This window comes from Modicisalibacter tunisiensis, from assembly GCF_020148005.1.
GTDB classification, from domain to species: Bacteria; Pseudomonadota; Gammaproteobacteria; order Pseudomonadales; family Halomonadaceae; genus Modicisalibacter; species Modicisalibacter tunisiensis.
This window is the reverse complement of record NZ_JAGXFD010000001.1, coordinates 2,717,378-2,743,582: the sequence shown is the minus strand read 5'-3', so window position 1 is coordinate 2,743,582 and position 26,205 is coordinate 2,717,378. Positions and strand designations below refer to the sequence as shown.

Annotated in this window: 22 protein-coding genes and 1 pseudogene; 14 read left to right on the top strand and 9 right to left on the bottom strand. The window is 64.5% G+C overall.

The annotated features are described in order from the left end of the window. Positions 1–921 (top strand): annotated as a pseudogene (locus KGQ91_RS12905) (IS481 family transposase); the annotation flags it as partial. Positions 922–938: 17 nt separating this feature from the next. On the opposite strand, the gene KGQ91_RS12900 reads toward KGQ91_RS12905, so the two are convergent. Both KGQ91_RS12900 and KGQ91_RS12895 read right to left on the bottom strand, forming a co-directional pair. Next, on the bottom strand, positions 939–2,303 hold the full coding sequence (locus KGQ91_RS12900) for a nicotinate phosphoribosyltransferase (RefSeq protein WP_224421137.1): 1,365 nt from the start codon (positions 2,301–2,303) through the stop codon (positions 939–941). 7 nt (positions 2,304–2,310) lie between these two features. Next, positions 2,311–2,856, bottom strand: coding sequence for an isochorismatase family protein (locus KGQ91_RS12895; protein WP_224421136.1), 546 nt, complete (start codon positions 2,854–2,856; stop codon positions 2,311–2,313). A 134-nt stretch (positions 2,857–2,990) separates the two neighbouring features. Here KGQ91_RS12895 and lhgO point away from each other — a divergent pair, with 134 nt between their 5' ends. After that, positions 2,991–4,184: an L-2-hydroxyglutarate oxidase gene (lhgO, locus tag KGQ91_RS12890; protein WP_224421135.1), complete on the top strand. Its 1,194-nt coding sequence runs from the start codon at positions 2,991–2,993 to the stop codon at positions 4,182–4,184. 16 nt (positions 4,185–4,200) lie between these two features. Here lhgO and KGQ91_RS12885 read toward each other — a convergent pair whose 3' ends face one another. After that, positions 4,201–4,911: an anti-sigma factor gene (locus KGQ91_RS12885; protein WP_224421134.1), complete on the bottom strand. Its 711-nt coding sequence runs from the start codon at positions 4,909–4,911 to the stop codon at positions 4,201–4,203. After that, on the bottom strand, positions 4,890–5,444 hold the full coding sequence (locus tag KGQ91_RS12880; protein WP_224421133.1) for a sigma-70 family RNA polymerase sigma factor: 555 nt from the start codon (positions 5,442–5,444) through the stop codon (positions 4,890–4,892). Before KGQ91_RS12880 ends, KGQ91_RS12885 begins: the two co-directional genes overlap by 22 nt. 247 nt (positions 5,445–5,691) lie before the next feature. On the opposite strand from KGQ91_RS12880, the gene KGQ91_RS12875 reads away from it, so the two are divergent. The 7 genes from KGQ91_RS12875 (at position 5,692) to KGQ91_RS12845 (ending at position 13,488) form a co-directional block, all read left to right on the top strand. After that, complete coding sequence (locus tag KGQ91_RS12875) at positions 5,692–6,405, top strand: response regulator (protein WP_224421132.1); 714 nt, start codon at positions 5,692–5,694, stop codon at positions 6,403–6,405. Then, entirely contained in the window at positions 6,402–7,865 is a 1,464-nt protein-coding gene (locus KGQ91_RS12870) for an ATP-binding protein (RefSeq protein WP_318010286.1), read from the top strand. The genes KGQ91_RS12875 and KGQ91_RS12870 overlap by 4 nt, the downstream gene beginning before the upstream one ends. A 117-nt stretch (positions 7,866–7,982) precedes the next feature. Continuing rightward, positions 7,983–9,182: an AGE family epimerase/isomerase gene (locus KGQ91_RS12865; protein ID WP_163648582.1), complete on the top strand. Its 1,200-nt coding sequence runs from the start codon at positions 7,983–7,985 to the stop codon at positions 9,180–9,182. A gap of 37 nt (positions 9,183–9,219) precedes the next feature. Further along, on the top strand, positions 9,220–10,473 hold the full coding sequence (locus KGQ91_RS12860) for an ABC transporter substrate-binding protein (protein WP_163648583.1): 1,254 nt from the start codon (positions 9,220–9,222) through the stop codon (positions 10,471–10,473). 72 nt (positions 10,474–10,545) lie between these two features. Next, positions 10,546–11,478 (top strand): carbohydrate ABC transporter permease, encoded by a 933-nt coding sequence (locus tag KGQ91_RS12855; RefSeq protein WP_205596227.1) that lies wholly within the window; start codon positions 10,546–10,548, stop codon positions 11,476–11,478. Beyond that, positions 11,471–12,349 carry a carbohydrate ABC transporter permease gene (locus KGQ91_RS12850; RefSeq protein ID WP_163648584.1) on the top strand — a complete coding sequence of 293 codons (879 nt, stop codon included), beginning with the start codon at positions 11,471–11,473 and terminating at the stop codon, positions 12,347–12,349. Before KGQ91_RS12855 ends, KGQ91_RS12850 begins: the two co-directional genes overlap by 8 nt. Positions 12,350–12,363: 14 nt before the next feature. Further along, on the top strand, positions 12,364–13,488 hold the full coding sequence (locus KGQ91_RS12845) for an ABC transporter ATP-binding protein (RefSeq protein ID WP_163648585.1): 1,125 nt from the start codon (positions 12,364–12,366) through the stop codon (positions 13,486–13,488). 39 nt (positions 13,489–13,527) lie between these two features. Here the strand turns inward: KGQ91_RS12845 and KGQ91_RS12840 are convergent, their stop codons facing one another. Next, on the bottom strand, positions 13,528–15,267 hold the full coding sequence (locus tag KGQ91_RS12840) for a SulP family inorganic anion transporter (RefSeq protein ID WP_163648586.1): 1,740 nt from the start codon (positions 15,265–15,267) through the stop codon (positions 13,528–13,530). A 250-nt stretch (positions 15,268–15,517) separates the two neighbouring features. On the opposite strand from KGQ91_RS12840, the gene aptA reads away from it, so the two are divergent. The 3 genes from aptA to KGQ91_RS12825 all read left to right on the top strand — a co-directional run bounded on the left by aptA (position 15,518) and on the right by KGQ91_RS12825 (position 19,768). After that, positions 15,518–16,873, top strand: a complete 1,356-nt coding sequence (aptA, locus tag KGQ91_RS12835) for an omega-aminotransferase AptA (protein ID WP_205596228.1) — start codon at positions 15,518–15,520, stop codon at positions 16,871–16,873. A gap of 102 nt (positions 16,874–16,975) precedes the next feature. Continuing rightward, positions 16,976–18,568, top strand: a complete 1,593-nt coding sequence (locus KGQ91_RS12830) for a methyl-accepting chemotaxis protein (RefSeq protein ID WP_163648587.1) — start codon at positions 16,976–16,978, stop codon at positions 18,566–18,568. A 183-nt stretch (positions 18,569–18,751) separates the two neighbouring features. Next, on the top strand, positions 18,752–19,768 hold the full coding sequence (locus tag KGQ91_RS12825) for a hypothetical protein (RefSeq protein ID WP_163648588.1): 1,017 nt from the start codon (positions 18,752–18,754) through the stop codon (positions 19,766–19,768). Positions 19,769–19,825: 57 nt separating this feature from the next. Here KGQ91_RS12825 and rarD read toward each other — a convergent pair whose 3' ends face one another. Next, positions 19,826–20,734, bottom strand: a complete 909-nt coding sequence (rarD, locus tag KGQ91_RS12820) for an EamA family transporter RarD (protein ID WP_224421131.1) — start codon at positions 20,732–20,734, stop codon at positions 19,826–19,828. 140 nt (positions 20,735–20,874) lie between these two features. Here rarD and KGQ91_RS12815 point away from each other — a divergent pair, with 140 nt between their 5' ends. Next, positions 20,875–21,678, top strand: coding sequence for an amidohydrolase (locus tag KGQ91_RS12815; RefSeq protein WP_224421130.1), 804 nt, complete (start codon positions 20,875–20,877; stop codon positions 21,676–21,678). Further along, positions 21,678–22,385: a pseudouridine synthase gene (locus KGQ91_RS12810; protein ID WP_224421129.1), complete on the top strand. Its 708-nt coding sequence runs from the start codon at positions 21,678–21,680 to the stop codon at positions 22,383–22,385. The genes KGQ91_RS12815 and KGQ91_RS12810 overlap by 1 nt, the downstream gene beginning before the upstream one ends. A gap of 37 nt (positions 22,386–22,422) precedes the next feature. Here KGQ91_RS12810 and KGQ91_RS12805 read toward each other — a convergent pair whose 3' ends face one another. From KGQ91_RS12805 to KGQ91_RS12795, 3 genes are read right to left on the bottom strand one after another with little or no spacing between them, the layout of a single operon-like run. Continuing rightward, positions 22,423–24,000 (bottom strand): ABC transporter ATP-binding protein, encoded by a 1,578-nt coding sequence (locus KGQ91_RS12805; protein WP_224414886.1) that lies wholly within the window; start codon positions 23,998–24,000, stop codon positions 22,423–22,425. After that, the gene (locus KGQ91_RS12800) at positions 23,990–25,120 is read right to left on the bottom strand and encodes an ABC transporter permease (protein WP_224414887.1); all 1,131 of its coding nucleotides are present in this window, start codon (positions 25,118–25,120) and stop codon (positions 23,990–23,992) included. Before KGQ91_RS12800 ends, KGQ91_RS12805 begins: the two co-directional genes overlap by 11 nt. Continuing rightward, positions 25,120–26,199 (bottom strand): microcin C ABC transporter permease YejB, encoded by a 1,080-nt coding sequence (locus KGQ91_RS12795; protein WP_163648594.1) that lies wholly within the window; start codon positions 26,197–26,199, stop codon positions 25,120–25,122. The genes KGQ91_RS12800 and KGQ91_RS12795 overlap by 1 nt, the downstream gene beginning before the upstream one ends. Positions 26,200–26,205: the final 6 nt, after the last annotated feature.

The window sequence follows — 26,205 nt, the reverse complement described above, 5'->3', positions numbered from 1 at the left end:
TCCAGCATCACGGATAGCGAGCTGGCTCGCCAGTATGGCGTCTCCCCCGCGACGATCCGGCGCTGGCGGTACCGTGACGATGTCCATGACCGACCGCACACGCGTCACAACCTGCTGGCCACCCTCACGTCCGAGCAGGAGGCGGTGCTGATCGCCGCTCGCGAATTCCTGCGGCTCGGTCTGGATGACCTGCTCGTCGTGGCACGTGAGTTCCTGAACCCTCGACTGTCTCGCTCAGGCCTGCATCGCATGCTCCAGCGCCGCGAGGTGCCGACACTGGCAGAACTGGCTCGGCAGGACGCTGGTGATGATGGGAAGCCCCGGCACAAGCCCTTCAAGGACTACGAGCCCGGGTACGTGCATATCGACATCAAGCACCTGCCTCAGATGCCTGATGAGGAGCAGAAGCGCTACCTGTATGTCGCCATCGACCGTGCCACACGCTGGGTCTATCTGGAGGTCAGGCGTAGCCAGTCTGCCAAGGATGCCAAGGCGTTCATGAAGCGCGTGGAGGAGAAGGCGCCCTTCACGATCCAGACGGTGCTCACTGACAACGGCAAGTCGTTCACCGATCGCTTCACGCGGGCAGGTGAGCGCAAGCCCAGCGGCCGCCACCCCTTCGACCAGGAGTGCCAGGCCCATGGTATCGAACATCGCCTGATCAAGCCGGGAAGGCCACAGACGAACGGTATGGTGGAGCGGTTCAACGGCCGCATCAGCGACGTGCTGGCGACCCGGCGCTATACCTCAGGCGAGGACCTGGAGCAGACGCTCAAACGCTACGCTTGGCTATACAATCACCACATCCCTCAGAAGGCGCTGCATCATCAATCACCGATCACGGCGATGAAGGAGTGGCAGGCCAAGCGACCTGAGTTATTTACCAAACGGGTGGTTAATCACACGGGACCCAACACATAAACAAGAGCATCGCCAGGTCACCCATCCGATGGCAGCCCCAGCCTGGCCTCGGCCTGACGACGATAGTCATGAATGCGCTCGCTGATATCAACCCGATAGGCGGCCCCCTGGTCGAGACGATGAAGCCCCTCGGGCAACCGGGCGACGGCATCCAGGCTGGCCTCACGGGCGGTATCGGGATCGGCCATCCGCTCGGCCTGAAACTCACCATCGATGATGATGGGTTGCAGCAGTGGCATGCCGGGGGCGGTTTCGTCACGAAGTGTCAGGGTGTCACGCCGGTAGAACCCCTCGGCATCGGATTCACGATAGACCTGCTTGCGTCCGGGCAGGGAATGCTTGCCGGGCGAGTGCTTGAGGCGTGGCTCGCCGGCATATTCGGTCAGCTTGTAGGCCAGTTCCAGGCAGGGCGCATCGCTGGCCGCGCCGAGGGCCGTACCCACGCCGAAACTGTCGATGGGCGCGTCATCGGCCAGCAGGTCCTGAATGCGATACTCGTTGAGCCCGCCACTGGCGGTGATCTTGATTTCCGGGTAGCCGCCGTGATCCAGCAGGTGGCGACAGGTCTTGGCCAGCTCGCCGAGGTCGCCGGAATCGAGTCGAATGGCGCTGATGTGCAGGTCGGGATTGGCATCCAGCCAGCCGATCAGTCGCTTGACGGCATCCACGGTGTCGTAGGTGTCGACCAGCAGGGCCGTGCCCGGAAACTCCCTGGCGAATGCCTGCAGGGCGACGTCTTCGCTGTCATGCGCCTGGATGAAGCTGTGCGCCATGGTGCCGCGAGCCGGCAGGTCATGGCGGCTCGCGCCGAGCACGTTGCTGGTGGCGGAGATGCCGGCCATGCGATAGGCGCGCACGCCGCGGACGGCGGCATCGATGCCATGCATGCGGCGCATGCCGAAGTCGACGACCGGACGTCCCTGGGCGGCATTCACGATTCGCGAGGCCTTGGAGGCGAGGACGGTCTCGAGATGCACGTAGTTCATGATCAGGCTCTCGAGAAACTGGGCTTCGCCGATCGGTGCCTCGACTTCCAGCAGGGGTTCGTGCGGGAAGACAGGGGTGCCTTCAGGTAGCGCATGCAGAGTGCCGGTGAAGCGAAAGTCGGCCAGCCAGTCGAGAAAGGCCGACTGGAAGAGGTCCAGGCGGCGCAGGGCCTCGATCTGGGAATCCCCGAAGCGCAGCTGCGAGATGAGTCGGGCGACATGCTGCTGGCCACAGGCCAGCATGTAATTACGGTGCGGCGGCAGCTTGCGGAAGAACAGGCTGAAGGTGGCGGTATCGTGCATGCCTTCGGCCCAGTAGGCCTGCAGCATGGTCAGTTCATAGAGATCGACCAGCAGACTCAGGTCCTCGTCGCGGGGCAGTTCCTGGATGGGCATTCCTGAATCACTCCTTGATGATGGCGCCGGCCTGACGCAGGGCATCGAGGCAATCGGCGGCGTGTGTCGGATCGACGGCCCGGGTGGCCTCGGCGAGCAATTCGACCTCGAACCCCTGACCGAGCGCCTCCTCGACGGTGGCCTTGACGCAGACATCCAGAGCCAGGCCGGCCACATGCAGGCGCTGGACGCCGTGCCGGCGCAGGTAGACGGTCAGCCCTGTGCCGTCGAAGGCCGAGTAGTTGTCGCGGTCGAAGGCGCACCCCTTGCTGACGCGTACCGCCTCGTCGGGTAGCTGCAGGTTCTCGTGAAAGGCGGCGCCCGCCGTGTCCTGAACGCAATGTACCGGCCAGGGGCCTCCTTGCTCGACGAAGCTGCAATGCTCCTGTGGATGCCAGTCGCGGCTGGCCACGATCGGCCAGTCCTGACGTTGTGCCGCATCGATCCAGCGGTTGACGACAGGCAGAATCCGCTCGGCCTCGGGTACGGCCAGGGTACCGCCGGGGCAGAAGTCGTTCTGGATGTCGACCAGCAGCAGGGCGTGGGTAGCCATGGCGCTTGCTCCGTTGGGGAACCTGTTTCAGGTGTGGCTGCCTTTGCCCGGCTTTTCAAGGGCCATCCCCGGGTGGCGGATGAATCGGGTAGACTCGAGTGCTGGCATTGATCCCGGGACGACAAGAGGTAGACGTGTACGATTTCATCATCATCGGTGGCGGCATTCTCGGCCTGTCCACGGCCATGCAGCTTCAGGAGGCCTATCCGGACAAGCGCATGCTGGTCGTGGAAAAGGAGGCAGGGCCGGCCCGGCACCAGACCGGGCACAACAGTGGCGTGATTCATGCCGGCGTCTATTACACGCCCGGCAGTCACAAGGCACGCTTCTGTCTTGCCGGCAATCGCGCCACCAAGGCCTTCTGTGACGAACATGCGATTCCCTACGAGGTGTGCGGCAAGCTGCTGGTCGCCACCAATGCGCTCGAGATGCAACGCATGGAGGCCCTGTGGGAACGCACGGCGGCCAACGGCCTTGAGCGTGAATGGCTGTCGGCCGAGGCGTTGCATGAACGCGAACCCAACATCACGGGGCAGGGCGGGATCTTCGTGCCGTCCAGCGGCATCGTCGACTACGCCAGAGTGGCGGAGGCCATGGGCGAGGTGTTTCGTCGCCAAGGCGGCGAGATTCGTTACGACACCGAAGTGACGGGGCTCAGCGAGCGGCGTGAGGAGGTCGTGGTGGAGACCGGTCAGGGCAGCTTTACCTCGCGCTATCTCGTCTCTTGCGCCGGGCTGATGGCGGACCGGGTGGTCAGCATGCTGGGTGTGAAGCCGGGCTTCACCATCTGTCCGTTCCGGGGCGAGTACTACCGGCTGCCCGAACGCCATAACGGCATCGTCAACCACCTGATCTACCCGATTCCGGACCCCTCGATGCCGTTTCTCGGTGTGCACCTGACCCGCATGATCGATGGCAGTGTGACCGTCGGCCCCAATGCGGTGCTGGCCTTCAAGCGTGAGGGGTATCGCAAGCGCGACGTGTCCTTGACCGACAGTGCCGCGATGCTGACCAACCCGGGCATTCTCAAGGTGCTCAAGGCCAATCTGCGGCCGGGCCTGATTGAGATGAAGAATTCCCTGTTCAAGAAGGGGTATCTCGAGGAGGTGCGCAAGTACTGCCCGGAGCTGGCGCTCGAGGATCTGCAGCCCTATCCGGCCGGCGTGCGGGCTCAGGCGGTGTCCGACGACGGCAAGCTGATCGATGACTTCCGCTTCGTCAACACCACGCGTACCGTCAACGTCTGCAATGCGCCGTCGCCGGCTGCCACGTCGGCGATCCCCATCGGCGCGCACATCGTCGAGAAGGTGCAGGCGCTGGTCGGTTGACGGCACTGCCGGTGCGTCACAGCGACCAGCCGTCGCCGCGCATCGGCACCAGCTTGCCCCGGTCGATGACGCGGCCGGAGGGACGGCCCTGTGGTGCACCACCGGCCGGCTCAATGCTGACCGCGAAGTCGGCATGGCGCATCATCGGCCGCAGGGATGCCGGCATGCGCATGCGTGTCTCGCCTCGGCCGGGCAGCATGCCCAGAGAGACCGGCTGGCCATCGGCCATCATCCACAGTTCGCCGGCCATGCCGGAAGGCATATCGGCGGGTTGCACTGCCTGTACCATCAGTCTGCCATCGCCTTCGGCATAGATGATCCAGCCAGGCACCCGATTGTCGTCGAGTACCACGTAGACGGCTTCCCCGGGCATGCCGGAGGGGGCCGAGTGGGCCAGCAGCAGGGTACCCAGAAGCAACGTGCTCAGGGCCAGGCCGGCGCTCAGGGAGCGCCATACATTCAGCCGACGCCACCAGGGACGGGGTGCCAGGCCAAGCGTCCGAACGATGCGCGGCCACAGCGAGTCCGGCGGGGGCACCGGCTCGAGGCGCGTGTTGAAGACCTGCAGATGTTCGCGCCAGTCGGCAACCTGACGCTGCAGTTCGGGGCTGACCGCAAGCAGGGCTTCGAAATGGGCCTGCTGCCGGCTGTCCAGGGTGCCCAGCACATATTCGCCGGCCGCCAGGTCGCGCTCGTCCGGGTCGCTCAGATCCCACGGGTCATGCATGTTCTCAACCTCTCGAGTCCACGCCGTATCCAGCTCTTGATGGTGCCCAGGGGTTGGCTCAGGGCCTCGGCCAGCTCGCCATGGGTCAGCCCTTCGAAATAGGCCGTCTCCAGGGCTCGCCGTTGATCGTCCGACAGCGTCTCGAGGCAGACATGCAGTCGCTCGGTATGCTGGGCGAGCTGGCTGGCAGCCGTCAGGTCGGTGTCATCGGCGAGCGTTGCGAGTTCCGCGTCGCCATCCTCGCTTCTCCGCCGGCTGCGTCTCAGCCAGTCGATTCCCACGTTCCGCGCGATGGTGGACAACCAGGTCATGGGGCGCGACAGGTTGGCATCATAGCGCCCGGCCGTCTGCCAGATGCGCAGGTAGACCTGCTGCAGGCAGTCCTGAGCGGCGCTTTCCTCCCTGACAATACGCAGCAGTTGCGCGTATAGATGCGCGCTGGTGGCGTGATAGAGCCGTTCGAAGGCTCGGGCCTCGCCATTGGCGCAACCAGCCAGGATGTCGATGAGGGGATCCTGCTCGTACCGGGTCATTCCGCTCTCTGCCACGCTGGGTATCCGGTCATCATAGCGAGCCCGGCCGGGTTGCGATATGCAGCCGTCAACGACACGCGCTGCGGTGATCTTCGCCTTCGGCACCACCCGGCAAGCAGGGCCTGCCACTTTGGTCGCCCGTGGCGGGGCGCGGCTTGATGGCTGTGGCGGGAGGTCGCATCATCCGCACTGGTCCCATCAACATCGCCGTCTCGCCAGTCGGGGTGGAACAGGAAACTTGCCGGTTATGACGATGCAGCCTTCGACAGTGGCCGTGGTCGATGACGATGCCGAAATTCGTGAATTGCTGAAGACCTATCTCGAGCGGCAGGGCTTCGCGGTCGCTCTCGCCGCGGATGGCGAAGCGCTCCGGGCGCTGATGCAGGAGGCCGTGCCGGATCTGTTGGTGCTCGACATCATGATGCCTGGCGAGGATGGTCTGTCGCTGTGTCGGGATCTGCGGCGCCATCATCAGGTGCCGATTATCATGCTGACCGCCAGCGCCGATGAAACCGATCGGATTCTGGGGCTGGAGCTGGGGGCCGACGACTATCTGGCCAAGCCGTTCAATCCGCGCGAGCTGCTGGCGCGCATCAAGTCGGTGCTGCGGCGTGCGCGCCCGGTGAGTCCCGAGGCCGCCCGGGTGGTTCGCTTCGGCCACTGGCGACTGGATCGCATCACCCGCGAGCTGATCGACGCCGAGGGGCAGCGCAGTGCATTGTCAGGGGCCGACTATTTACTGCTCGGCGTGTTTCTCGAGCATCCCGAGCAGGTCCTCTCGCGTGAGCGGCTCTATGATCTCAGCCGCGGGCGCCGGGCGCCCCCGCTGGATCGTTCCATCGATGTGCATATGTGCCGACTGCGTCAACGCCTCGGCGAGGATGCCCAGCACTCGCAGTTGATACGCACGGTACGGGGCGCCGGCTATGTGCTGGCCACGACCGTGGACGCGGAGGTGTGAAAACCGCCTTGCGCCCGCGGACCTTGCGCGGCCGCTTCGTGCTGTTGATGCTGCTGGGGGTGCTGAGCGCCCAGGTGGCCAGCTATGGCTTGTGGAGCTGGCAGGAGAACCGCGAACGTTTCGCCCAACTCGATACCCTCTCGCGCAACCTGGCCGACAGCCTGGCCGCCACGGTGCGTTACTTTCGCTCGCTGCCTTACGAGTACCGGCATATCGTGCTCGAGCAGCTGCGTGACATGGGAGGGACGCGCTTTTTCGTCAGCGTCAACGACCACCGTATCCACCTGACGGGGTCGACTCCGGACCGGGCTCGGCAATTGGTGGCGCGCAACCTGCGCGAGGGGCTGCATCGTCAGCTGGGCAAGGTGGCGCTGACCATCGACTTCTCCCGCCCCGAGCATCTTCGGGTCTTCAACAACGAGGTGGCGCTGGATGCACTGCCGGCCCACTGGGCGCATCGCAGCCTGGCGATGGCGCCGCTGTCGACGCCGATCCTGGTGGTGCAGATGCCACTGGATGCGCACCAATGGCTGTTCGTGGCCACCAGCCTGCCGGTCGCGGGGTTGCTGGATGGGCCGAGCTGGCTGGCCGGCGACCGGCTGTTCGCGTTGCTGGCGGTGCTGGTCACGGTGATTGTGCTGTCGCTGATGGGGATTCGCTGGCTGACCCGGCCGCTATCGGTGATGGCGCGGGCGGCACGACGCCTGGGGGACGACCTGGAAACGCCGCCACTGGCCGAGCGGGGCCCGCGGGAACTGCGTGACACGGCGGTGGCGTTCAATCGCATGAGCGAGCGGATCCGTCAGCAGGTCGAGGAGCGCGAACGGCTGTTCTCGGCGATCTCGCATGATCTCAAGACCCCCATTACCCGGTTGCGGCTGCGTGCCGAACTGCTGGAGGAGGATGACCAGCGCCAGGCCTTCATCCGTACCCTCGATGAGATGGACCAGCTGGTGAAGGGGGCGCTGGCGTCGGTCAAGGGACTGGATCTGCACGAGCAGCTCCAGCCGGTGGCACTCGATGGCCTGCTGGTCGAGTTGCGTGATGAATTGGCCGTGCATGGCAAGCCGCTGCACCTCAGTGGTGAAGCCGGGTCGGTGATGGCCAAGCCGCTGGCGCTCAAGCGTTGCCTGACCAACCTGATCGAGAATGCCATCTTCTACGGCAGGCGCGTGGATGTGGCGGCCCGCCGTGAGGTCGACCGGGTGGACGTCTGGGTTCGCGACGACGGCCCGGGCATCCCCGAGGCGCAGCGTGAGCGTGTCTTCCAGCCCTTCGTGCGTCTCGAGCCCTCGCGCAGCCGCCACACCGGCGGCAGCGGGCTGGGGCTGGCCATCGCCCGGCATATTGCGCGGGCGCATGGGGGCGATATCCATCTGGGGCGAGCCAGTGCCGGCGGCCTCGAGGTAAGGCTGCAACTGCCGCTCGGCAGCGACACGTCGAGTGTTACCAACCTGTAATAATTCGGCAAGACTTTGCAGAATTCGGTAATCCCTACCTGCAACAACCTGCGCTATCGTGTCCCTGATGCCCTGGTCGGCACGCCCTATAACGACAATGATTGCAGGACCACGCCCATGCCTCTCGACGACCCACGCCAGCTTCGGTCGCATCTTGCGCGCACCATGGCCTTCTATCATCCGCGCTGCATCGATGCCGGCGGCGGCTTTCACCATTATCTCAAGGATGACGGCGAGGTTTACGACGCCCGCCATCGCCATCTGGTGTCGAGTGCCCGCTATGTCTTCACCTATGCCCGCCATGCAGCGTTCACCGGGCGTGAGGAATATCGCCATTGGGCGCGTCACGGACTCCGCTATCTCGAGCAGGCGCATTTTCAGACCCGCTACCAGGGCTATGCCTGGACACTGATCGACCATCAACCCGAGGACACCACCAATCATTGCTATGGCCTGGCCTTCGTGCTGCTGGCCTATGCCACGGCGCTGCGTTGCGGCATCGAGGAAGCCCGTGAAGGGCTCGAACGGGTGCATGCGCTGCAGACTCGGCGCTTCTGGGAGCCCGAGTGGCAGCTGTACGCCGACGAAGCGGATACCCGCTGGCGGGTAAGCGACTACCGCGGCCAGAACGCCAACATGCACAGCTGCGAGGCTCTGATCGCCGCCTTCGAGGCGACGCAGGACCCGGCCTATCTCGAACGCGCGCTCGCCGTCGCACGGGCGATCTGGCAGCGTCAGGCCCGGCAGACCGATGGCTGGATCTGGGAGCATTTCGATCGTCGCTGGCGCGTGGATCTGGAGTACAACCGCGATGATCCGCATCATCTGTTCCGCCCCTGGGGCTTCCAGATCGGCCATCAGACCGAGTGGGCAAAGCTTCTGACGATCCTTTCGCGCCACTGCCCCGACGAGGCCTGGCTGCTGCCGACGGCCGCACGACTGTTCATCGAGGCGGTCGAGGCGGGCTGGGATGCCGATCATGGCGGGCTGGTCTACGGGGTCGATCTCGAGCGGCACCACTGCGACGGCGACAAGTATTTCTGGGTCCAGGCGGAAAGCCTGGCGGCGGCGGCGATGCTGGCCGACGCCACCGGCGAGCTCCGCTTCTGGCGCTGGTACCGGCGCCTGGCGGATTTCAGCTGGCAATGGATGATCGATCATCGTCATGGAGGCTGGTACCGCATCCTGACGCCGGACAATCGCCGCTATTCCGACGAAAAGAGTCCGGCCGGCAAAGTGGACTACCACACCATGGGCGCCTGCCATGACATCCTGCCGATTCTCGAACGTCGCGAGGCGCACCTGCCTCGCGTCTGACCCTGCGTCACCACAATAACCAGAAGGGAGACACGTCATGAAACCGCTCTATACCCTGGCTGCCGGCGCCGCACTGGCGGCTGCCGTGACTCAGGCCAACGCCGCCGAGATCGAGGTGCTGCACTGGTGGACCTCCGGCGGTGAGGCCAAGGCCGCCAACCTGCTCAAGCAGAAGCTCGAGGCCAAGGGGCATACCTGGAAGGACTTCGCCGTGGCCGGTGGTGGCGGCGACAGCGCCATGACGGTGCTGAAGTCCCGTGCCATTTCGGGCAACCCTCCGGCGGTCGCCCAGATCAAGGGGCCGCTCATCCAGGAATGGGGAGAGATGGGCTTCCTCGGCAACATCGACAAGGTCGCCAGGGAAGAAAACTGGGACTCCTTCCTGCCGCCGGAGCTGTCGGCCTATGACAAGGTCGACGGCCACTATGCCGCGGTCCCCGTGAATATCCACCGTATCAACTGGCTGTGGGCCAACCCGGAGGTGCTCGAGAAATCCGGCATCGATTCGCTGCCCAAGACCTGGGACGAGTTCTTTGCGGACGCCAAGAAGATTCGCGACGCCGGCTTCGTTCCGCTGGCGCATGGCGGCCAGCCCTGGCAGGACGCCACCGTCTTCGAGGTGGTGCTGATGGGCGTCGGTGGAGCCGACTTCTACCGCAAGGCCTTTGTCGATCTCGATCCCGAGGCGCTGACCAGCGACACCATGGTCAAGGCACTCAAGACCTTCAAGAAGCTGCGCGGCGCCATGGACCCCGATATTGCCGGGCGTGACTGGAACATCGCCACCTCGATGGTCATCAGCGGCAAGGCCGCGATGCAGATCATGGGCGACTGGGCCAAGGGCGAGTTCACCGCCGCCGGCATGACGCCGAGTGAGGATTACCTGTGCGAAGCGGCGCCCATGACCGAGCACATGTTTTCCTACAACGTCGACAGCTTCGCCATGTTCAAGGTCGATGACAAGGGCAAGCAGCAGGCCCAGATGGACCTGGCGGGGCTGATCCTGTCCAAGGATTTCCAGACCACCTTCAACAAGGCCAAGGGATCGATTCCGGTGCGCATGGACGTACCGCTGGATGACTTCGATGCCTGCGCCAAGTCCTCGCGCGAGGCTTTCGATGCCGCACAGGCGCAGGGCGGTCTGGTGCCCAGCTTGGCCCACGGCATGGCGGTGTCGGCAAGCGTGCAGGGGGCCGTCTTCGACGTCATCACCAACTTCTTCAATGATCCCGACATGCCTGCCGAGAAGGCGGCCGAGCGTCTGGCCAGTGCGGTACGTGCCGCCGGCTGAATGATGCCATCGCCCCGGGGCCGGTAATGGCCGGCCCCGGTTTTCCCGACCATCCCGTCAGGTTCATGTTCCATGACTCCAACCGACTCCCTGTCGCGCGCTTCGTCGCGGCGGGCCGGCCGTCGCTCGCTGGCCGGTACCCTGGAACGGGTACTGCCGCGCCTGGTGGTGGCGCCGTCGCTCGCCGTGGCCCTGTTCTTCGTCTACGGCTACATGCTGTGGACGTTCATCCTGTCATTGACCGGTTCGCGCATGCTGCCGCAGTACAACTTCGTCGGCTTAGAGCAGTATGCGCGTCTGTTCGCCAACGAGCGCTGGCACGTGGCAGCCACCAATCTGGTGGTGTTCGGCGGCCTGTTCATCGCCATCTGCCTGGTGCTGGGGCTGGCGCTGGCCATCTTCCTCGACCAGCGTATCCGCCAGGAAGGGGCGCTGCGCACCATCTATCTCTACCCCATGGCCCTGTCGTTGATCGTGACGGGTGTGGTATGGCGCTGGCTGCTCAACCCTAGTCTGGGGATCGAGGCACTGGTGCAGAGCTGGGGCTTCGAGAACTTTCGCTTCGACTGGCTGGTGGATCCCGACATGGCGATCTATACCCTGGTGATCGCGGCCGTCTGGCAGGCCTCGGGCTTTGTGATGGCGCTGTTTCTGGCCGGTCTGCGTGGCATCGACGACAGCCTGTTCAAGGCGGCGGCGCTCGATGGAGCCAGTCTGCCGCGTGTCTACTGGCGCATCGTGCTGCCGTGCCTGCGTCCGGTGGTGTTCAGTGCGGTGATGATTCTCGCGCACATCGCCATCAAGAGCTTCGATCTGGTGATGGCGCTAACCGGCGGCGGCCCGGGCTACGCCACGGATCTGCCGGCCACCTTCATGTATGCCCACACCTTCACGCGGGGGCAGATCGGCCTGGGCTCGGCCAGTGCCATCATGATGCTCTGCGGGGTGCTGGCCATCCTGATCCCCTACCTGTATTCCGAACTGCGGGAGCGCAAGCATGGATAACGTGATACGTCGCCGGACGCCACGTGCCCGGCTGCTGCGGGCCGGCCTTTATGCATTGCTGATCGCGGCCGCGCTGGTCTATCTACTGCCGCTGGTGGTGATGGTGCTGACCTCGGTCAAGCCGATCGAGGAGATCCGCGCCGGAGCGCTGCTGTCGCTGCCGAGTCATTTCACCCTGGACCCCTGGATCAAGGCTTGGAGCAGTGCCTGTACCGGCATGCGCTGTGATGGCTTGTCGGGGTATTTCGTCAACTCGATCAAGATCGTGGTGCCGGCGGTGGCGATCTCGACGCTAGTCGGGGCAATCAATGGTTATGCGCTGACCAAATGGCGATTCCGGGGATCGGAGCTGGTCTTCGCGATGCTGCTGTTCGGGTGTTTCGTGCCGTTTCAGGTGGTGCTGATGCCGATGGCGCGGACCCTGGGCTGGCTGGGGCTGGCCAGTTCGGTCAGTGGCCTGGTGCTGGTGCACGTGGTCTATGGCATTGCCTTCACCACGCTGTTCTTCCGCAACTACTACGTGGCCGTCCCGGACGAGATGATCAATGCCGCCAAGCTGGATGGCGCCGGCTTCTTCCGCATCTTCTGGCGGATTCTGCTGCCGGTGTCGGGGCCGATCATCACCGTGTCGGTGATCTGGCAGTTCACGCAGATCTGGAACGACTTCCTGTTCGGCGTGGCCTTTGCCGGATTCGATTCGCAGCCGGTGACGGTGGCTCTGAACAACATGGTCAATACCTCGACCGGCGTGAAGGAGTACAACGTCGACATGGCGGCGGCGATGATCGCGGCGCTACCCACGCTGGTGGTCTATGTACTGGCCGGCAAGTATTTCGTCCGCGGGTTGACCGCGGGGTCCGTCAAGGGCTAGGGAGAACTGATTTCATGTCCGCATTGGAAATTCGCAACGTACGCAAGACCTTCGGTGACACTGAGGTGCTCAAGGAGATCTCGCTGGCCATCGACTCCGGGGAGTTCCTGATCCTGGTGGGCCCCTCGGGCTGTGGCAAGTCGACGCTGATGAACGCCATCGCCGGTCTCGAACCGGTCACGGCCGGCGAGATTCACATCGGGGGCGAGGACGTCACCTGGCGGACGCCCGCCGAGCGGGACATCGCCATGGTCTTCCAGTCCTATGCCCTGTATCCGAGCATGACGGTGCGCCAGAACATCGCTTTTGGTCTCGAGATGCGCAAGGTGCCGAAGGCTGAGCGCGACCAGGCGGTGGAGCGGGTCGCCGACCTGCTGCAGATATCCCAGCTGCTGGATCGCAAGCCGTCGCAGCTCTCCGGCGGCCAGCGCCAGCGCGTCGCCATGGGCCGGGCGCTGGCGCGGGAACCGCAGATCTACCTGTTCGACGAACCGCTGTCCAACCTGGACGCCAAGCTGCGCGTCGAGATGCGCACCGAGATCAAGAAGCTGCACCAGCGTCTCGGCACCACCATCGTCTACGTGACCCATGACCAGATCGAGGCGATGACGCTGGCCGACCGCATCGCGATCATGCGCGATGGGCACATCCTCCAGCTGGGGACGCCCGACGAGGTCTACAACGATCCAGCCGACATGTTCGTCGCCGGCTTCATGGGATCGCCGGCGATGAACTTTCTCTCGGCGTCCCTCGAGGGTGGGCCCGGCGAGTATCGGGTACGGGTGGAGACCGAGGGCGCGCAGGCACCGCTGGTGCTTCCCTGGCCCGTGGAGCGCGAGACGGAGGCCCTGGCGTCGCAGGTCGGCCGCCCGGTGACCCTGGGGCTGCGTCCCGAGCACTTCAGCGAGGAGGACGAACGGCTCGGGGATCAGGCGGAAGGCACGCGCTTCGAGGCCACCACCACGGTGGTCGAGCCCACCGGAGCGGACACGCTGCTGCAGGTCCGCCTGAGCGGTGTCGAGGCAACCGTGCGCCTGGGGCCCAAGAGCCGCATCAAGGCAGGGGATCGCATTGCGCTGCGTGTCGACATGAGCCGCGCGGTCCTGTTTTCGACCGAGGACGAGTCGCGCCTGGCTTGATGCTCATCGGCTCGCGCCTTCATGCGCGGGCCGGACGCTCTACTCAAGTGGCTGTATCGACGCCCGCGCCGCATGGCGCGGGCGTAGTTCGCTCCAGGCACCGTAGGTACTCAGGAACACCCGGCCGGTCAGGGTATCGAGGAAGTCGCTGTGCTTGAGCCGGTCCATGACCGGCCCCTTGACCTCGGCCAGATGGAGTGTGACGCCGGAGTCCCTGAGACGCGCGTTGATGGCTTCGAGGCTCTCCAGCGCGGAGGCGTCGATCAGGTTGACCGCCGAGCAGATCAGCACCACGTCGGTCAGCTCGGGCCGCTCGGCGACCAGCGCATAGAGCGTGTCTTCCAGGTAGCGGGCATTGGCGAAGTAGAGGCTTTCGTCGATGCGCAGCAGGGCTATCTGGGCATGGCTCTCGACATCGTGGCGAGCCACGTTGCGAAAGTGCTCGGTGCCCGGGACGCGTCCCACCAGGGCGCTGTGAGGGCGGCTGGTGCGATACAGGAACAGGCCGATCGACAGTGCCACCCCGGCAATGATGCCGGCCTCCACGCCTTCGAGCAGGGTCAGCAGCAGCGTCGCCAGCAGGGCCGCGAAGTCGCTGCGCGAGTAGCGCCAGGTACGCCGCATGGCGGGGATGTCCACCAGGGTCAGGATGGAGACCGTGATGGTTGCCGCCAGGGTGGCGATGGGCAGGAAGTGGATCAACGGCGTGAAGAACAGCGTCACCACACCGATGCCCAGTGCCGCGATCAGGCCGGCGGCCGGCGTTCGGGCGCCGGCATCGAAGTTGATCACCGTGCGCGACAGTCCGCCGGTGACCGGCATGCCACCGGTAAAGGCGGATGCCAGGTTGGCCGTGCCGAGCCCCAGCAGTTCCTGGTCCGGCAGGATGCGCTCGCGGCGCTTGGCGGCGAGCATCTGGCCCATGGACACCGACTCGACGAAGCCGACGATGCTGATCAGCAGGGCCGGCACCCAGAGCTGGCCCCACAGGGTTGGATCGAGGCCGGGCAGGGTCAAGGGCGGCAGACCGCCGGGGACATCGCCGACCACCGCCACGCCCGCACTTTCCCAATCGAACAGCCAGGTGGCCGCCGTGGTGAGCACCACGGCAAAGACGGGGCCGGCCTTGGCGATCAGGTCGGCGAGTTTGGCGGGCATGCCGATCCGTTTCAGGCTGCTGCGGCCATGGCGTCGCATCAGCAGCAGGAAGGCCAGGGTGAACACGCTGATGCCCAGGGTCAGCGGATGCAACTCGCTGAGGTGGGTGAACAGACCGCTCAGCAGGGTCGGCAGGGTATAGCCGGAGACGCCGATCCCCAGCAGGTGGGAGGCCTGACTGGTCGCGATCAGCAACCCCGAGGCGGACAGAAAGCCGGAGATGACCGGGTGGCTGAGGAAGTTGGCGAAAAAGCCCAGGCGCAGAAAGCCCATGATCGTCAGCATCAGTCCCGACAGCAGCGACAGCATCAGTGCGGCCTGCACATAGTCGGTGGAGCCGGGGGCAGCGATCGCCGACAGTGACGAGGCCGTCATCAGGGCGATGATCGCCACCGGGCCGACGGCCAGGGTGCGGCTGGAGCCGAAGACCATGTAGACGATGGCCGGCAGGATGCTGGCGTACAGGCCCATGACCGCCGGTAGACCGGCCAGCAGGGCGTAGGCCAGCGATTGAGGAATCACCATCACCGTGACGATCAGGCCGGCGATCAGGTCATGGCTGAATGTCTCGCGGCGGTAGTGGGGCAGCCAGCTGAGAATGGGCAGATAGCGCTTGAGCATGGGGCAGACATCGAGAAGGTAGCGGTAATGGGAGGCGCCCGGGACGAACCCCGTTCCATCCGGCGCTCTGCAACCGGTTCGGCGTCGTTTGGCCGAAATGATGAAGAGTTGCGCAGGGGGGTGCAAGCCGCCTGGCAGGTTGATGATGTTCGCGTGTTGCCCGACGGCCCTGTCTCCGGCCAAAGTGAGCAGAGCGAACTCGGCGTCCACTGAGTCCGTGAACAAGCAATAATCAGAAAAGGAGCGTGGCATGTCGCCATTCGAGGAGCGTGTCGGCCGGAGCGATTCGAGGCAGATGGCGGAGCGGCCGAGTCAGGCGTACTGGATGCCGTTTACCGCGAACCGGGACTTTCGCGATCACCCGCGCATGGTCACGGGAGCCGACGGGCGTTACCTGATCGACACGGCGGGACGCCGGGTGTTCGACTCCCTGTCCGGACTGTGGTGTTGCGGGGCGGGGCACAACCGGGAGGCGATTCGCCAGGCGGTGAATCGTCAGCTGGGGCGGCTGGACTATGCCCCGGGCTTCCAGATGGGACATCCGCTGGCCTTCGAGCTGGCCGAGCGTATCGCCGCGATCACCCCGGCGGGGCTGGATCATGTCTTCTTTACCAATTCCGGGTCGGAAAGCGCCGATACCGCGCTCAAGATGGCGCGCGCCTACTGGCGGCTCAAGGGCCGGCCCGAGAAGACCCGCTTGATCGGGCGTGCCAAGGGCTATCACGGCGTCAATGTCGGCGGTACCAGTGCCGGCGGGATCGTCGCCAACCGGCGGCATTACGGGCAGCTGCTCGACATGGGGCACCTGCCGCACACGCTGCAGGCCGGCCAGGCATTCACCCGGGGCCAGGCGAAAAGCGGCGCCGAGCTGGCCGACGCCCTGCTCGAACACATCGCACTCGACGATGCCGCGAACATCGCCGCGGTGATCGTCGAGCCGATGTCGGGATCCGCCGGCGTGATCGTGCCGCCCGAAGGCTACCTGCAGCGACTGCGCGCGATCTGCGATCGGCACGACATCCTGCTCATCTTCGATGAAGTGATTACCGCCTTCGGGCGTTGTGGCGCGGCGACCGGCGCCGAGGCCTTCGGGGTGACGCCGGACATCATGACCGTGGCCAAGCAGGTGACCAACGGTGTCGTGCCGATGGGGGCGGTGATCGCGTCGCAGGCGATCTTCGAGGCCTTCATGCAGGGCGGTGGGCCGCGACATGGCATCGAGTTCCCCCATGGTTATACCTACAGCGCGCATCCTGTAGCCTGTGCCGCCGGGCTGGCGGCTCTCGACCTGTTCGAGGCGGAGGACTTTCCGGCTCAGGTTCGTGCGATTGCCCCGGCCTTCGAGACCCGGCTGCATGCCCTCAAGGGCTCCCCGCATATCGTCGACATCCGCAACTACGGTCTGGCCGGGGCGATCCAGCTGGCGCCGCGTGACGGTGACCCCACGATCCGGCCGCGAGACGCGGCGCTTGCCCTGTGGGAAGCGGGATTCTATGTGCGTTATGGCGGGGATACGCTGCAGTTCGGCCCGCCGTTCGCGACCACGGAAGCCGAACTGGAATATCTCTTCGATGCCGTGGCCACAGCGCTGGCTGTGTTGACGTGAGTCATGTGTGACTGCCTTCATGCGAAAGTACCATGGGAGCTCACTTCACTTGGCTCGGGGTTTGGCGGTTAATGGGCATGAATTCTCCATGAGGAAAATGTCATGCAGCTTGCCCGTCGTTTGCTTTGCCTGGGGCTCGTGGTCCTCGCTTGTGGCTTGGCGCTGTGGTCCGGTGCAGGGTGGGGGGCGCCGCTTGCCACCCTGGGGCTCGGCATGCTTGCCGGCGGGCTTTACCCCAGGATGGAGCGCATCTATCGGGCCGATCCCGAGGCCCTGTCGACATTCTCCGCGCGAGGCATGAGCCGGGCAGCGCGCGACTACCTGTCACTCAGGCAGATGGGACAGCGTCTGGTCGGGCGGGCTTCCAGCACGGCCATCGCGTCCGCGGAAGTCTCTCATCATGCAGACCGGCTCGATCAACGCCTGGGCGAGCAGGAAACCATCGTCAAGGATGCGGTAACGCGCATGGCGGCGATTACCGATGCCATTCAGCGAGTGTCCGCCAGTGCAACCCAGGTGGCCGGGCAGGCGGCCAGCTCCCAGGAAGCCAATAGGCACAATCGCGAGTCTTTGGGCGGCGTCCTCGAGGAAATGTCGGCGCTTGCCGAGCGCTCGGGGCAGGCACTGACCTTGCTCGAGTCGCTGGCCGACAAGAGTCAGAGCGTGCGCAACGTGACCGACATGATCGAGGATATCGCCGAGCAGACCAACCTGCTGTCGCTCAATGCCTCCATCGAGGCGGCTAGAGCCGGGGAGCACGGCCGGGGATTCGCGGTTGTGGCCGGCGAAGTTCGTGAGCTGGCCCGGCGTACCCGGGATGCCACCCGGCAGGTCGAGTCCCTGATCGACGAGATCGGCGAGAGCAGTGAGCAGGTGGTCGAGACCATCGGCCATCTGATGCGTCATGTGGGTGATCGGGCCAAGGAGGTGGAGTCCGTCGGAGGCCACCTGGCGACCCTGTCGCGGGATTTCGATACTGTCGAGAGCGAGATCACCGATATCGCCGACGCCATGCGTCAGACGCGCGATCATGGCGAGCGGGTGGCCGAGGTGCTTGGCACGCTCGAGCATCATGTCGATGAGGGGCATCGGGACATGCATGATCTGGCCAAGCAGGCGCGTGACCTGATGGAAGCCGCGGAAGCCGTGGACGGTGAACTGGCCCAGCAGCGCCTCGGCGGGCGCCATCAGCAGGTCTATCGGCTGGCCCGGCAGACGGCGGATCGTATCGGCCTTCTATTCGAGAAGGCCATTCAGCGGGGGGAGTTGGCGGAAGCAACGCTCTTCAATTCTGATTATACCGTTATCTCAAAGACCCAACCAACCAAATATTCAACGGACTACGATCAGTTCACGGATAAAAACCTTCCAGATATTCAGGAGCCTTTGCTGAAATCATTGGGAGCCGCTTATGCGATTGCCTGTGACCAGAGAGGGTATGTGCCGACTCACAATACACATGTCAGCCGGCCGCCCACGGGAGACCCTGACGTCGATCTCAAGTTCAGTCGCAGCAAACGCATCTTTGACGACCCCACCGGACGGCGCTGCGGCGCTCATACATCACCGTTGCTGGTGCAGACCTACAAGCGGGATACCGGCGAAGTCATGCACGATCTTTCCGTGCCGGTGTTCGTGAAAGGGCGCCACTGGGGCGGGTTCCGAATCGGCTATCAGCCTGAAGCGGTGGCCTGAACCGACACCGCAAATGCAAGCAGGAACTCGACCGCAAGTAATGCCCTCATACCCTAAAGAAAATGAGCGATCTGCCGTTAATCATGACAAGAGCGCCTGAAATCAGCGCAAAAAAAGAAGCTGGCCTCAAGAGACCAGCCGGTACGCAGGAGTTCAATTATGTCAGAGGGCCTTCCCAGCCCCATGAGTCTGCTGCAGGAGTCGTTGCTAGGCACTGCAGCAGGCGATGTCCTGTCGGTGGATGCCTTGACGGAGGAACTGTCGACGGCCTGCCATGACCTGGCCGGACCATTGCGACGACTCTGTCTGGGCCACGAAACGGAGTCCATGGACGGACCGCACGCGCTGTCCGCCAGTGCGCTGGCCGTGCGCATGAGCGAAACGTTATGCGAACTGCAAGCCTGGGCGCTGGCCCAGCCGGAGGAAGAGGCTTCGGGGCTTGAGGCTGAGCGGCTCAGCGACTTGTGGCATCTCGTGGCCATGGCACATAGCCTGGGCAGCGTGGCCGGGCGCGGGCACCCTGCTCGATTGCTTCACATGATGGGGCTCGTGGCGTTGCGTCTACGCCTGGAAAAGCATGCGGGAATAACCAGTACACTACCGTTCTCGCTGCAGGAGACCGAGGAACGCGGGCTCAGCATCACCGAGATTGCCGCGCTTTGCGGGCTCAAGCTCTCCACGGTCCGTAATGCCCTGTCTCGCCGCGAAATGCCCTATGACCGCCGGGTTGGTGTGGCGCTCGATGATGCGCTCGACTGGATGGTTCAGCGTAGCGGCTTTCTCTATCCCCATATCAATGCGTCGACCGTCGATCGCCGCATCAACGGTCGCCTGGCCGCCAACTGGCTAGCCGACCGCGAGAATGTGGTCTTCGAGCGCTCGATCAGCCGCTTGCGCCTGTCGGTCTGGCGGTTGACTGACAGTGGCCGGCGTTTTGCACTCAATACGGAAGGGGTGCGCAGCTGTGTCCTGCTGCTGCCGCACATGCTGATCGATGAAATCATCGACCTGCCGCTGGACGAGTGGGAAGAGCGCGGCCAGGATCCTTCCGCGGCCATGCATCGCGAAGCGCTGGGTCTGGAGACGGGCGTGTCGCTGTTGCAATGCCAGGTCCCGACGTTGAGCTGCCTGGAGGCGGTCATTCTGCGACTGGGGCCGGCCGGCCGGCCGTGCCACTCTGCCCGAGCTGGCGCACGATGAAGCCATGTAGCCCCTGATGACGGCGCCCCGTTGCCCGGAGAAGCGGGACGCCAGCATTCAAGCGCCTCGCGACTGCGGGCGCCCCTGCCAGGCTGAGCAGGAGTAGACGGCCAGACCAATCCAGATCAACACAAATGTGGCAAGCTGGATCGGCGACAGGGGCTCATGGAAGACCAGCAGGGCAATGAAGAACTGCATGGTCGGGTTCAGATACATGAGAAAACCGAGCGTCGCCAGCCGCAGGCGGCGCGCGGCACCCGCGAAGGCCATCAACGGCAGGGCGGTGAAGACGCCGCTGGCGATCAGCAGCAGCGTGGTCCGAGGGTCGCCCTGCAGGAAATGCGAGGCGCCTTCGGCGCTCAGCCAGCCCAGTGCCAGCAGGGCAAGCGGAAGCAGCAGCAGGGTTTCGACGAACAGCCCCGAGAGCCCGTCCAGAGGTACCTGCTTGCGCAGCAGGCCGTAGGTGCCGAAGGACAGTGCCAGCACCAGCGTGATCCAGGGCAGCTGGCCCAGCAGGATCAGCTGCACGGCGATGGCAATCGCTGCCAGTCCCACCGCCAGCGCCTGCCAGCGTGACATCCGTTCCTTGAGTACCAGCATGCCCAGTGCCACGTTGACCAGAGGCGTCAGGAAGTATCCCAGACTGGCCTGAAGCACATGACGGGTTTCCACGGCGTAGATGTAGATTCCCCAGTTGAGACCGATCAGCAGCGCGCAGGCCAGCACACGCCCCAGGCGTTGCGGGCGGCGCAGTGCGCCGATAACCGGCTGCCAGCGACGCAGCAGTACAATCAGGCCTGCAAGGAAGACACAGGACCAGAGCACACGGTGGATCAGGATTTCCCAGGCCGGCGTTCCCTCGAACAGCGCGAAGAACAGCGGGAAGCAGCCCCACATCAGGTAAGCGCCGAGACCAAAGAGAACGCCGTGGGTGGCATCCTTGTCGGAAGGCATGGCCGGTGTCATGGTGATCCTTGTCCTGTCGAGCGTGAAGACGAATGGCCGCCCAGCGTGTCATCACGCCGGCGGCAGCTAATGTTAGCATGGCAGGGTGCTTCGCGACGCGTTCACGGGCCGTCCCCCCTGTCTTCAAGAAAGAGGTGTCCATGAGCAACCTTCGAACGACACTCGTCCAGGCGGACCTGCGCTGGGAAGACCCGGAGACCAACTGCCGACGGCTCGATGAGCAGCTCGGCAGCCTGGATGCGACGACGAGCGATCTGATCGTGCTGCCGGAGATGTTTGCCACCGGGTTCACCATGAACTCGCGGGAGATGGCCGAACCCATGGCCAGCAGCCGCAGCGTTGCCTGGATGCGTGAGCAGGCGCGGCGGCGCGGCTGCGTGGTGACCGGCAGCGTGGCCGTGACCGAGGAAGGGGAGTACTACAATCGCCTGATATGGGCGACGCCGGATGGCGAGGTGGTGCACTACGACAAGCGTCATCTGTTTCGCATGGCCGGCGAGCACGAGCGATACGGCATGGGTCAGCAGCGTTCGATCGTCGAACTCAAGGGGTTTCGCATTCTGCTGACGGTCTGCTACGACCTGCGTTTTCCGGTCTGGCTGCGTCAGCAGCCTGCACAGGACGAGCACTTCGAGTATGATGCGCTGCTTTGCGTGGCCAACTGGCCCGCTCCCCGACGCGGCCCCTGGCGGACCCTGCTGCAGGCTCGAGCGATCGAGAATCTGTGTTACGTCATCGGCGTCAACCGCGTCGGCGAGGATGCCAAGGGGCTGGCCTATGCCGGCGACTCGATGCTGGTCGACTTCAAGGGAGACCCGCTGATCGACGAGGCGCGGGACCAGCCCTTCATTCGCACCGGCACTCTGGACAGGGAGGCGCTGTCGCGGTTCCGTGACAAGTTCCCCGCCTGGATGGATGCCGATCGTTTTCAACTGGAGAGGTAATGCGGCTCGACAAGTTCCTGTGTGATACCACGGATCTCACCCGCAGTCTGGCCAAGAAGGCGCTGCACCGTGGCGAGGTCACGGTCGATGGAGCAGTGATCAAGAACCCGGCCACTCAGGTGGGGGAGGCGCACGACGTCCGCTGGCTGGACGAAACGCTGACCCTGAGCGGCAATCGCTATCTCATGCTGTACAAGCCGCTGGGGGTCGAGTGCACGACGCGTCCGGACCAGTATCCGACCGTTCTCGAGCTGATCGACCTGCCCAATGTGGGGCGTCTGCATCCAGTCGGGCGGCTGGACGTCGACACGACCGGCATCGTGCTGCTGACCGATGACGGCAAGTGGTCGCATCGGGTGACGTCTCCCCGCAAGGCCTGCCCCAAGGGTTACCAGGTCACACTGGCATCTGCGCTGAATGCCGACGAGGCAGAGCGTGCCCGGCGTCGCTTTGCCGAGGGCATTCAGCTGGATGGCGAGGAACGGCCGACCCAGCCAGCCGAGTTCGACTGGCTGTCGCCCACGCAGGCCAGGGTGACGCTTACCGAGGGGCGCTATCACCAGGTTCGGCGCATGGTGGCCGCGCTGGGCAATCGCGTGGCGGCCCTGCATCGGGAATCCATCGGCCCGCTGGTTCTCGATCCGGATCTAGAGCCCGGGGAGTGCCGCCACTTGCGCCCTGATGAAATCGCCATCTTTGCCGAGTAAGGTTTTATACCGTTATCTTTTCTTCAAACTGAATTAACTACAAAAAAGATGCCTTAAGTAGCGATTGTGTGTAGGAGGCGGTTGGTGAACGTAGTACTTCTTCACATTTTCCCTGTTCCATGATGGCACCATCCTTCATCACGATAATGCGGTGAGCCATGGCGCGTACCACCGCCAGATCATGGCTGATGAACAGATAGCTCAGCCCTCGTCGTTCCTGAAGGTTGCGCAACAGACGAATCAACTGCTTCTGAACGGTGCGGTCGAGAGCGGATGTGGGCTCGTCGAGCACCAGCAATTCGGGCTCCAGAATGATTGCCCGGGCCACGGCAATTCGCTGGCGTTGCCCGCCGGAGAACTCATGCGGGTAACGGGCAGCGACTTCCCGGGGAAGACCAACTTCACGCAGCGTCGACAGGACGCGTTCTCTCACTGTCTCCTTGTCCACCTCGGGATGGTGATAACGCAGTCCTTCGCTGATGATGTCGGCGACCGGCATGCGGGGGGACAACGCCCCGTAGGGGTCCTGAAAGACGATCTGGGCACGGCGCCGCTGACGACGCAGGTCCCCGCCGGTCAGCCGATCCAGCCGTGTCTCGCCGAGGGTGATGTGACCTTCACTCTCGACCAGCCGCAGCAGGGCCATCGCCAGAGTGGTCTTGCCGGAGCCGGACTCCCCGACGATGCCCAGGGTTTCGCCTCGGGCGAGCGACAGATCCAGCGGCTTGACGGCCGCGAAGCCCGGTGGGCGCCGGGCAAACAACCGCTTGGGCCGGCGGAAGGTGACCGAGAGTCGCTGTGCCTCGAGCAGGACTTCCGATGTCGGACGGGACACCGGCCGGCCCTCGGGTTCCGCGGCCAGCAGGGTTCGTGTATAGGCACTGCGGGGCGCGTCGAAGACCCGGGCGACGCTGCCGGTTTCCTGTTCGCGGCCTTGGTAGAGAACACAGACACGATCCGCATGACGTCGCACCAGGTTGAGATCGTGGGTGATGAACAGCATAGCCATGCCGTGCCGGGACTGTAATTCACCCAGCAACTGCAGGATTTCCTGCTGGACGGTCACGTCGAGTGCAGTGGTGGGTTCGTCGGCGATCAGCAGACGAGGCCGGTTGGCGATGGCCATGGCGATCATCACCCGCTGGCGTTGCCCGCCGGACAGTTGATGCGGCCAGGCATCGAGCAATTCCTCGACGCGCGGCAGGTGTACCTGGGCCAGCAACTCCCGCGCCCTGGCCCGGGCCTCTCGCCCCCGCAGTCCCTGGTGAAGCCGCAGTGTCTCGCCAATCTGCTTGCCGATGGTATGCAGCGGGTTGAGGGACGTCATCGGCTCCTGAAAGATGAAGCCGACCTGATTGCCCCTGAGACGCTGCCAATCGCGCGGGGTCAGGGATGCCAGATCACGTCCCTCGAGCCGGCAATGCCCCTCGATCCGAGCATTGGCCGGCAGCAGGCCCATGGCGCCCAGGGCACTCACGGACTTTCCCGAGCCGGACTCGCCGACCAGTGCAAGGGTCTCGCCGGCGCCGACCTGCAGAGAGAGGCGATCGACCACGGTGGTCCTGTCGAAGGCGATGGAGACCTCGTCGAGCTGCAGTACCGGTTCAGCGTTCATCGGTGGGCTCCTGTGGCAGGGGTAGGGCGTCCGATTCGGCGGCTGGCTGAAGCGTGCCGGCAGGTTTGCCTGCCGGCTTCTGGATATGCCGGGGGTCGAAGGCATCGCGCAACCCCTCGCCGATGAAGACAAGCAACGACAGCATGAGACTGAGACTGACGAAGGCGGTGATGCCCAGCCAGGGCGCCTGCAGGTTGTTCTTGCCCTGGGCGACCAGCTCGCCCAGCGACGGCGATCCCGGCGGCAGGCCGAAGCCGAGAAAATCCAGTGCCGTGAGGGTCGTGATGGCCCCCGTGAACAGGAAGGGGATAAAGGTCAGGGTCGCGACCATGGCATTGGGCAGCACATGCCGCCACATGATCAGGTGAGCAGGCAGTCCCATGGCCCGGGCCGCGCGCACGTACTCCAGGTTGCGCGCACGCAGGAACTCGGCACGCACGATATCCACCAGGCCCAGCCAGGAAAAGAGCAGCATGATGCCCAGCAGCCACCAGATGTTGGGCTCGACCAGGCTGGCCAGGATGATCAGCAGGAACAGCACCGGCAGGCCGGACCAGATTTCCGACAGCCGCTGACCGATCAGGTCGACCTTGCCACCGAAATACCCCTGAATCCCGCCGAAGACCACTCCCAGCACCAGCGAGCCGATCGTCAGGGCCAGCGCGAACAGGACCGACAGACGGAAACCGTAGATCACCCGGGCCAGCACATCGCGCCCCTGGTCGTCGGTACCCAGCCAGTGGCGAGCGTCGGGCGGCGAGGGAGCGGGATGGTCAAGCGCCTGATCCAGGGTGTCGTAGCTGAAGGGAACGGGCGGCCAGAGCATCCAGCCGTGGGTCTCGATCCCCTCCTTCACGAAGGGATCACGATACTCCGCCGTGGTGGGCAGGAAGCCACCGAAGTCGGTTTCCGGGTAGTCGACCAGCAGCGGCACGTACCATTCGCCCTGATAGCGCATGACGATCGGCTTGTCGTTGGCGATCAGCTCGGCGCCGAGGCTGAACACGAACAGAAACAGGAACAGCCAGAAGGACCACCAGGCACGACGATTGTCTCGAAAGGCCTGCAGGCGACGGCGTGTGATGGGCGAGAGCCGGGACGTGGAACCGTGCTGGGTCATCAGGCCTCCCGTGTCTCGAAATCGATACGCGGATCGACCCACATGTAGGTCAGGTCCGACACCAGCTTGAGAATCAGGCCGATCAGGGTATAGAGGTACAGCGTGCCGAAGATCACCGGGTAGTCGCGCTGCATGACGGCCTCGAAGCCGAGCAGACCCAGGCCGTTGAGCGAGAAGATGACCTCGATCAGCAGTGATCCGGTAAAGAAGATGCCCACCAGGGCCGAGGGCAGGCCGGCGATGATCAGCAGCATGGCATTGCGGAAGACATGCCCGTACAGGACCCGCCGCTCGCTGGCTCCCTTGGCCCGGGCCGTCAGCACGTACTGCTTGTGGATCTCGTCGAGGAAGCTGTTCTTGGTGAGCATGGTGAGCGTGGCGAAGCTGCCGATCGAGGCGGCGAGTACCGGCAGGGTGATGTGCCAGAGGTAATCGGTGACCTTGCCCCACAGCGACAGCTGATCGAAGTCCGGTGAGGTCAGCCCGCGCAGGGGGAAGAGGTCGTAGTAGCTGCCCCCGGCGAACAGCACGATCAGCAGGATGGCGAACAGGAAACCGGGGATGGCGTACCCGAGGATCACCAGCCCCGAGGACCACACGTCGAAGCGCGAGCCGTGGTGCAGCGCCTTGCGGATACCCAGCGGGATCGAGATGAAGTAGACCAGCAACGTCGTCCACAGTCCCAGCGAGATCGAGACCGGCAGTCGCTCGAGCATCAGATCGAGCACCGGCCGGTCGCGAAAGAAGCTGTCGCCCAGGTCGAAGGTCGCGTAGTCCACGATCATGTCGAAGAAGCGCTGGTAGGCGGGTTCGTCGAAGCCGAACTGCTGCTCGAGCTGAGCGATGAAGCGCGGGTCCACGCCACGAGCGCCTCGCGAGGCGGCATCGCCGCCGGCCGAGGGATCACCGCCGCCGGCGTCCAGGCGGGTACTGGCGTTGCTGTCCATGCCCTGATAGCGGGCGATGATCTGGTCGATCGGTCCGCCCGGTGCTGCCTGGACGATCACGAAGTTGAGCAGCATGATCCCCAGCAGGGTGGGAATCATCAACAGCAGGCGCCTGACGATGTATGCAGCCACCGATGC

What these genes read in the sequence shown, in the direction of transcription:
- KGQ91_RS12900 (WP_224421137.1), bottom strand. Translation starts at nt 2,303, where the DNA reads ATGCCCATCCAGGAACTGCCCCGCGACGAGGACCTGAGTCTGCTGGTC.
- KGQ91_RS12895 (WP_224421136.1), bottom strand. Translation starts at nt 2,856, where the DNA reads ATGGCTACCCACGCCCTGCTGCTGGTCGACATCCAGAACGACTTCTGC.
- KGQ91_RS12885 (WP_224421134.1), bottom strand. Translation starts at nt 4,911, where the DNA reads ATGCATGACCCGTGGGATCTGAGCGACCCGGACGAGCGCGACCTGGCG.
- KGQ91_RS12880 (WP_224421133.1), bottom strand. Translation starts at nt 5,444, where the DNA reads ATGACCCGGTACGAGCAGGATCCCCTCATCGACATCCTGGCTGGTTGC.
- KGQ91_RS12875 (WP_224421132.1), top strand. Translation starts at nt 5,692, where the DNA reads ATGACGATGCAGCCTTCGACAGTGGCCGTGGTCGATGACGATGCCGAA.
- KGQ91_RS12865 (WP_163648582.1), top strand. Translation starts at nt 7,983, where the DNA reads ATGCCTCTCGACGACCCACGCCAGCTTCGGTCGCATCTTGCGCGCACC.
- KGQ91_RS12860 (WP_163648583.1), top strand. Translation starts at nt 9,220, where the DNA reads ATGAAACCGCTCTATACCCTGGCTGCCGGCGCCGCACTGGCGGCTGCC.
- KGQ91_RS12855 (WP_205596227.1), top strand. Translation starts at nt 10,546, where the DNA reads ATGACTCCAACCGACTCCCTGTCGCGCGCTTCGTCGCGGCGGGCCGGC.
- KGQ91_RS12850 (WP_163648584.1), top strand. Translation starts at nt 11,471, where the DNA reads ATGGATAACGTGATACGTCGCCGGACGCCACGTGCCCGGCTGCTGCGG.
- KGQ91_RS12845 (WP_163648585.1), top strand. Translation starts at nt 12,364, where the DNA reads ATGTCCGCATTGGAAATTCGCAACGTACGCAAGACCTTCGGTGACACT.
- KGQ91_RS12840 (WP_163648586.1), bottom strand. Translation starts at nt 15,267, where the DNA reads ATGCTCAAGCGCTATCTGCCCATTCTCAGCTGGCTGCCCCACTACCGC.
- aptA (WP_205596228.1), top strand. Translation starts at nt 15,518, where the DNA reads ATGTCGCCATTCGAGGAGCGTGTCGGCCGGAGCGATTCGAGGCAGATG.
- KGQ91_RS12830 (WP_163648587.1), top strand. Translation starts at nt 16,976, where the DNA reads ATGCAGCTTGCCCGTCGTTTGCTTTGCCTGGGGCTCGTGGTCCTCGCT.
- KGQ91_RS12825 (WP_163648588.1), top strand. Translation starts at nt 18,752, where the DNA reads ATGAGTCTGCTGCAGGAGTCGTTGCTAGGCACTGCAGCAGGCGATGTC.
- rarD (WP_224421131.1), bottom strand. Translation starts at nt 20,734, where the DNA reads ATGACACCGGCCATGCCTTCCGACAAGGATGCCACCCACGGCGTTCTC.
- KGQ91_RS12815 (WP_224421130.1), top strand. Translation starts at nt 20,875, where the DNA reads ATGAGCAACCTTCGAACGACACTCGTCCAGGCGGACCTGCGCTGGGAA.
- KGQ91_RS12810 (WP_224421129.1), top strand. Translation starts at nt 21,678, where the DNA reads ATGCGGCTCGACAAGTTCCTGTGTGATACCACGGATCTCACCCGCAGT.
- KGQ91_RS12805 (WP_224414886.1), bottom strand. Translation starts at nt 24,000, where the DNA reads ATGAACGCTGAACCGGTACTGCAGCTCGACGAGGTCTCCATCGCCTTC.
- KGQ91_RS12800 (WP_224414887.1), bottom strand. Translation starts at nt 25,120, where the DNA reads ATGACCCAGCACGGTTCCACGTCCCGGCTCTCGCCCATCACACGCCGT.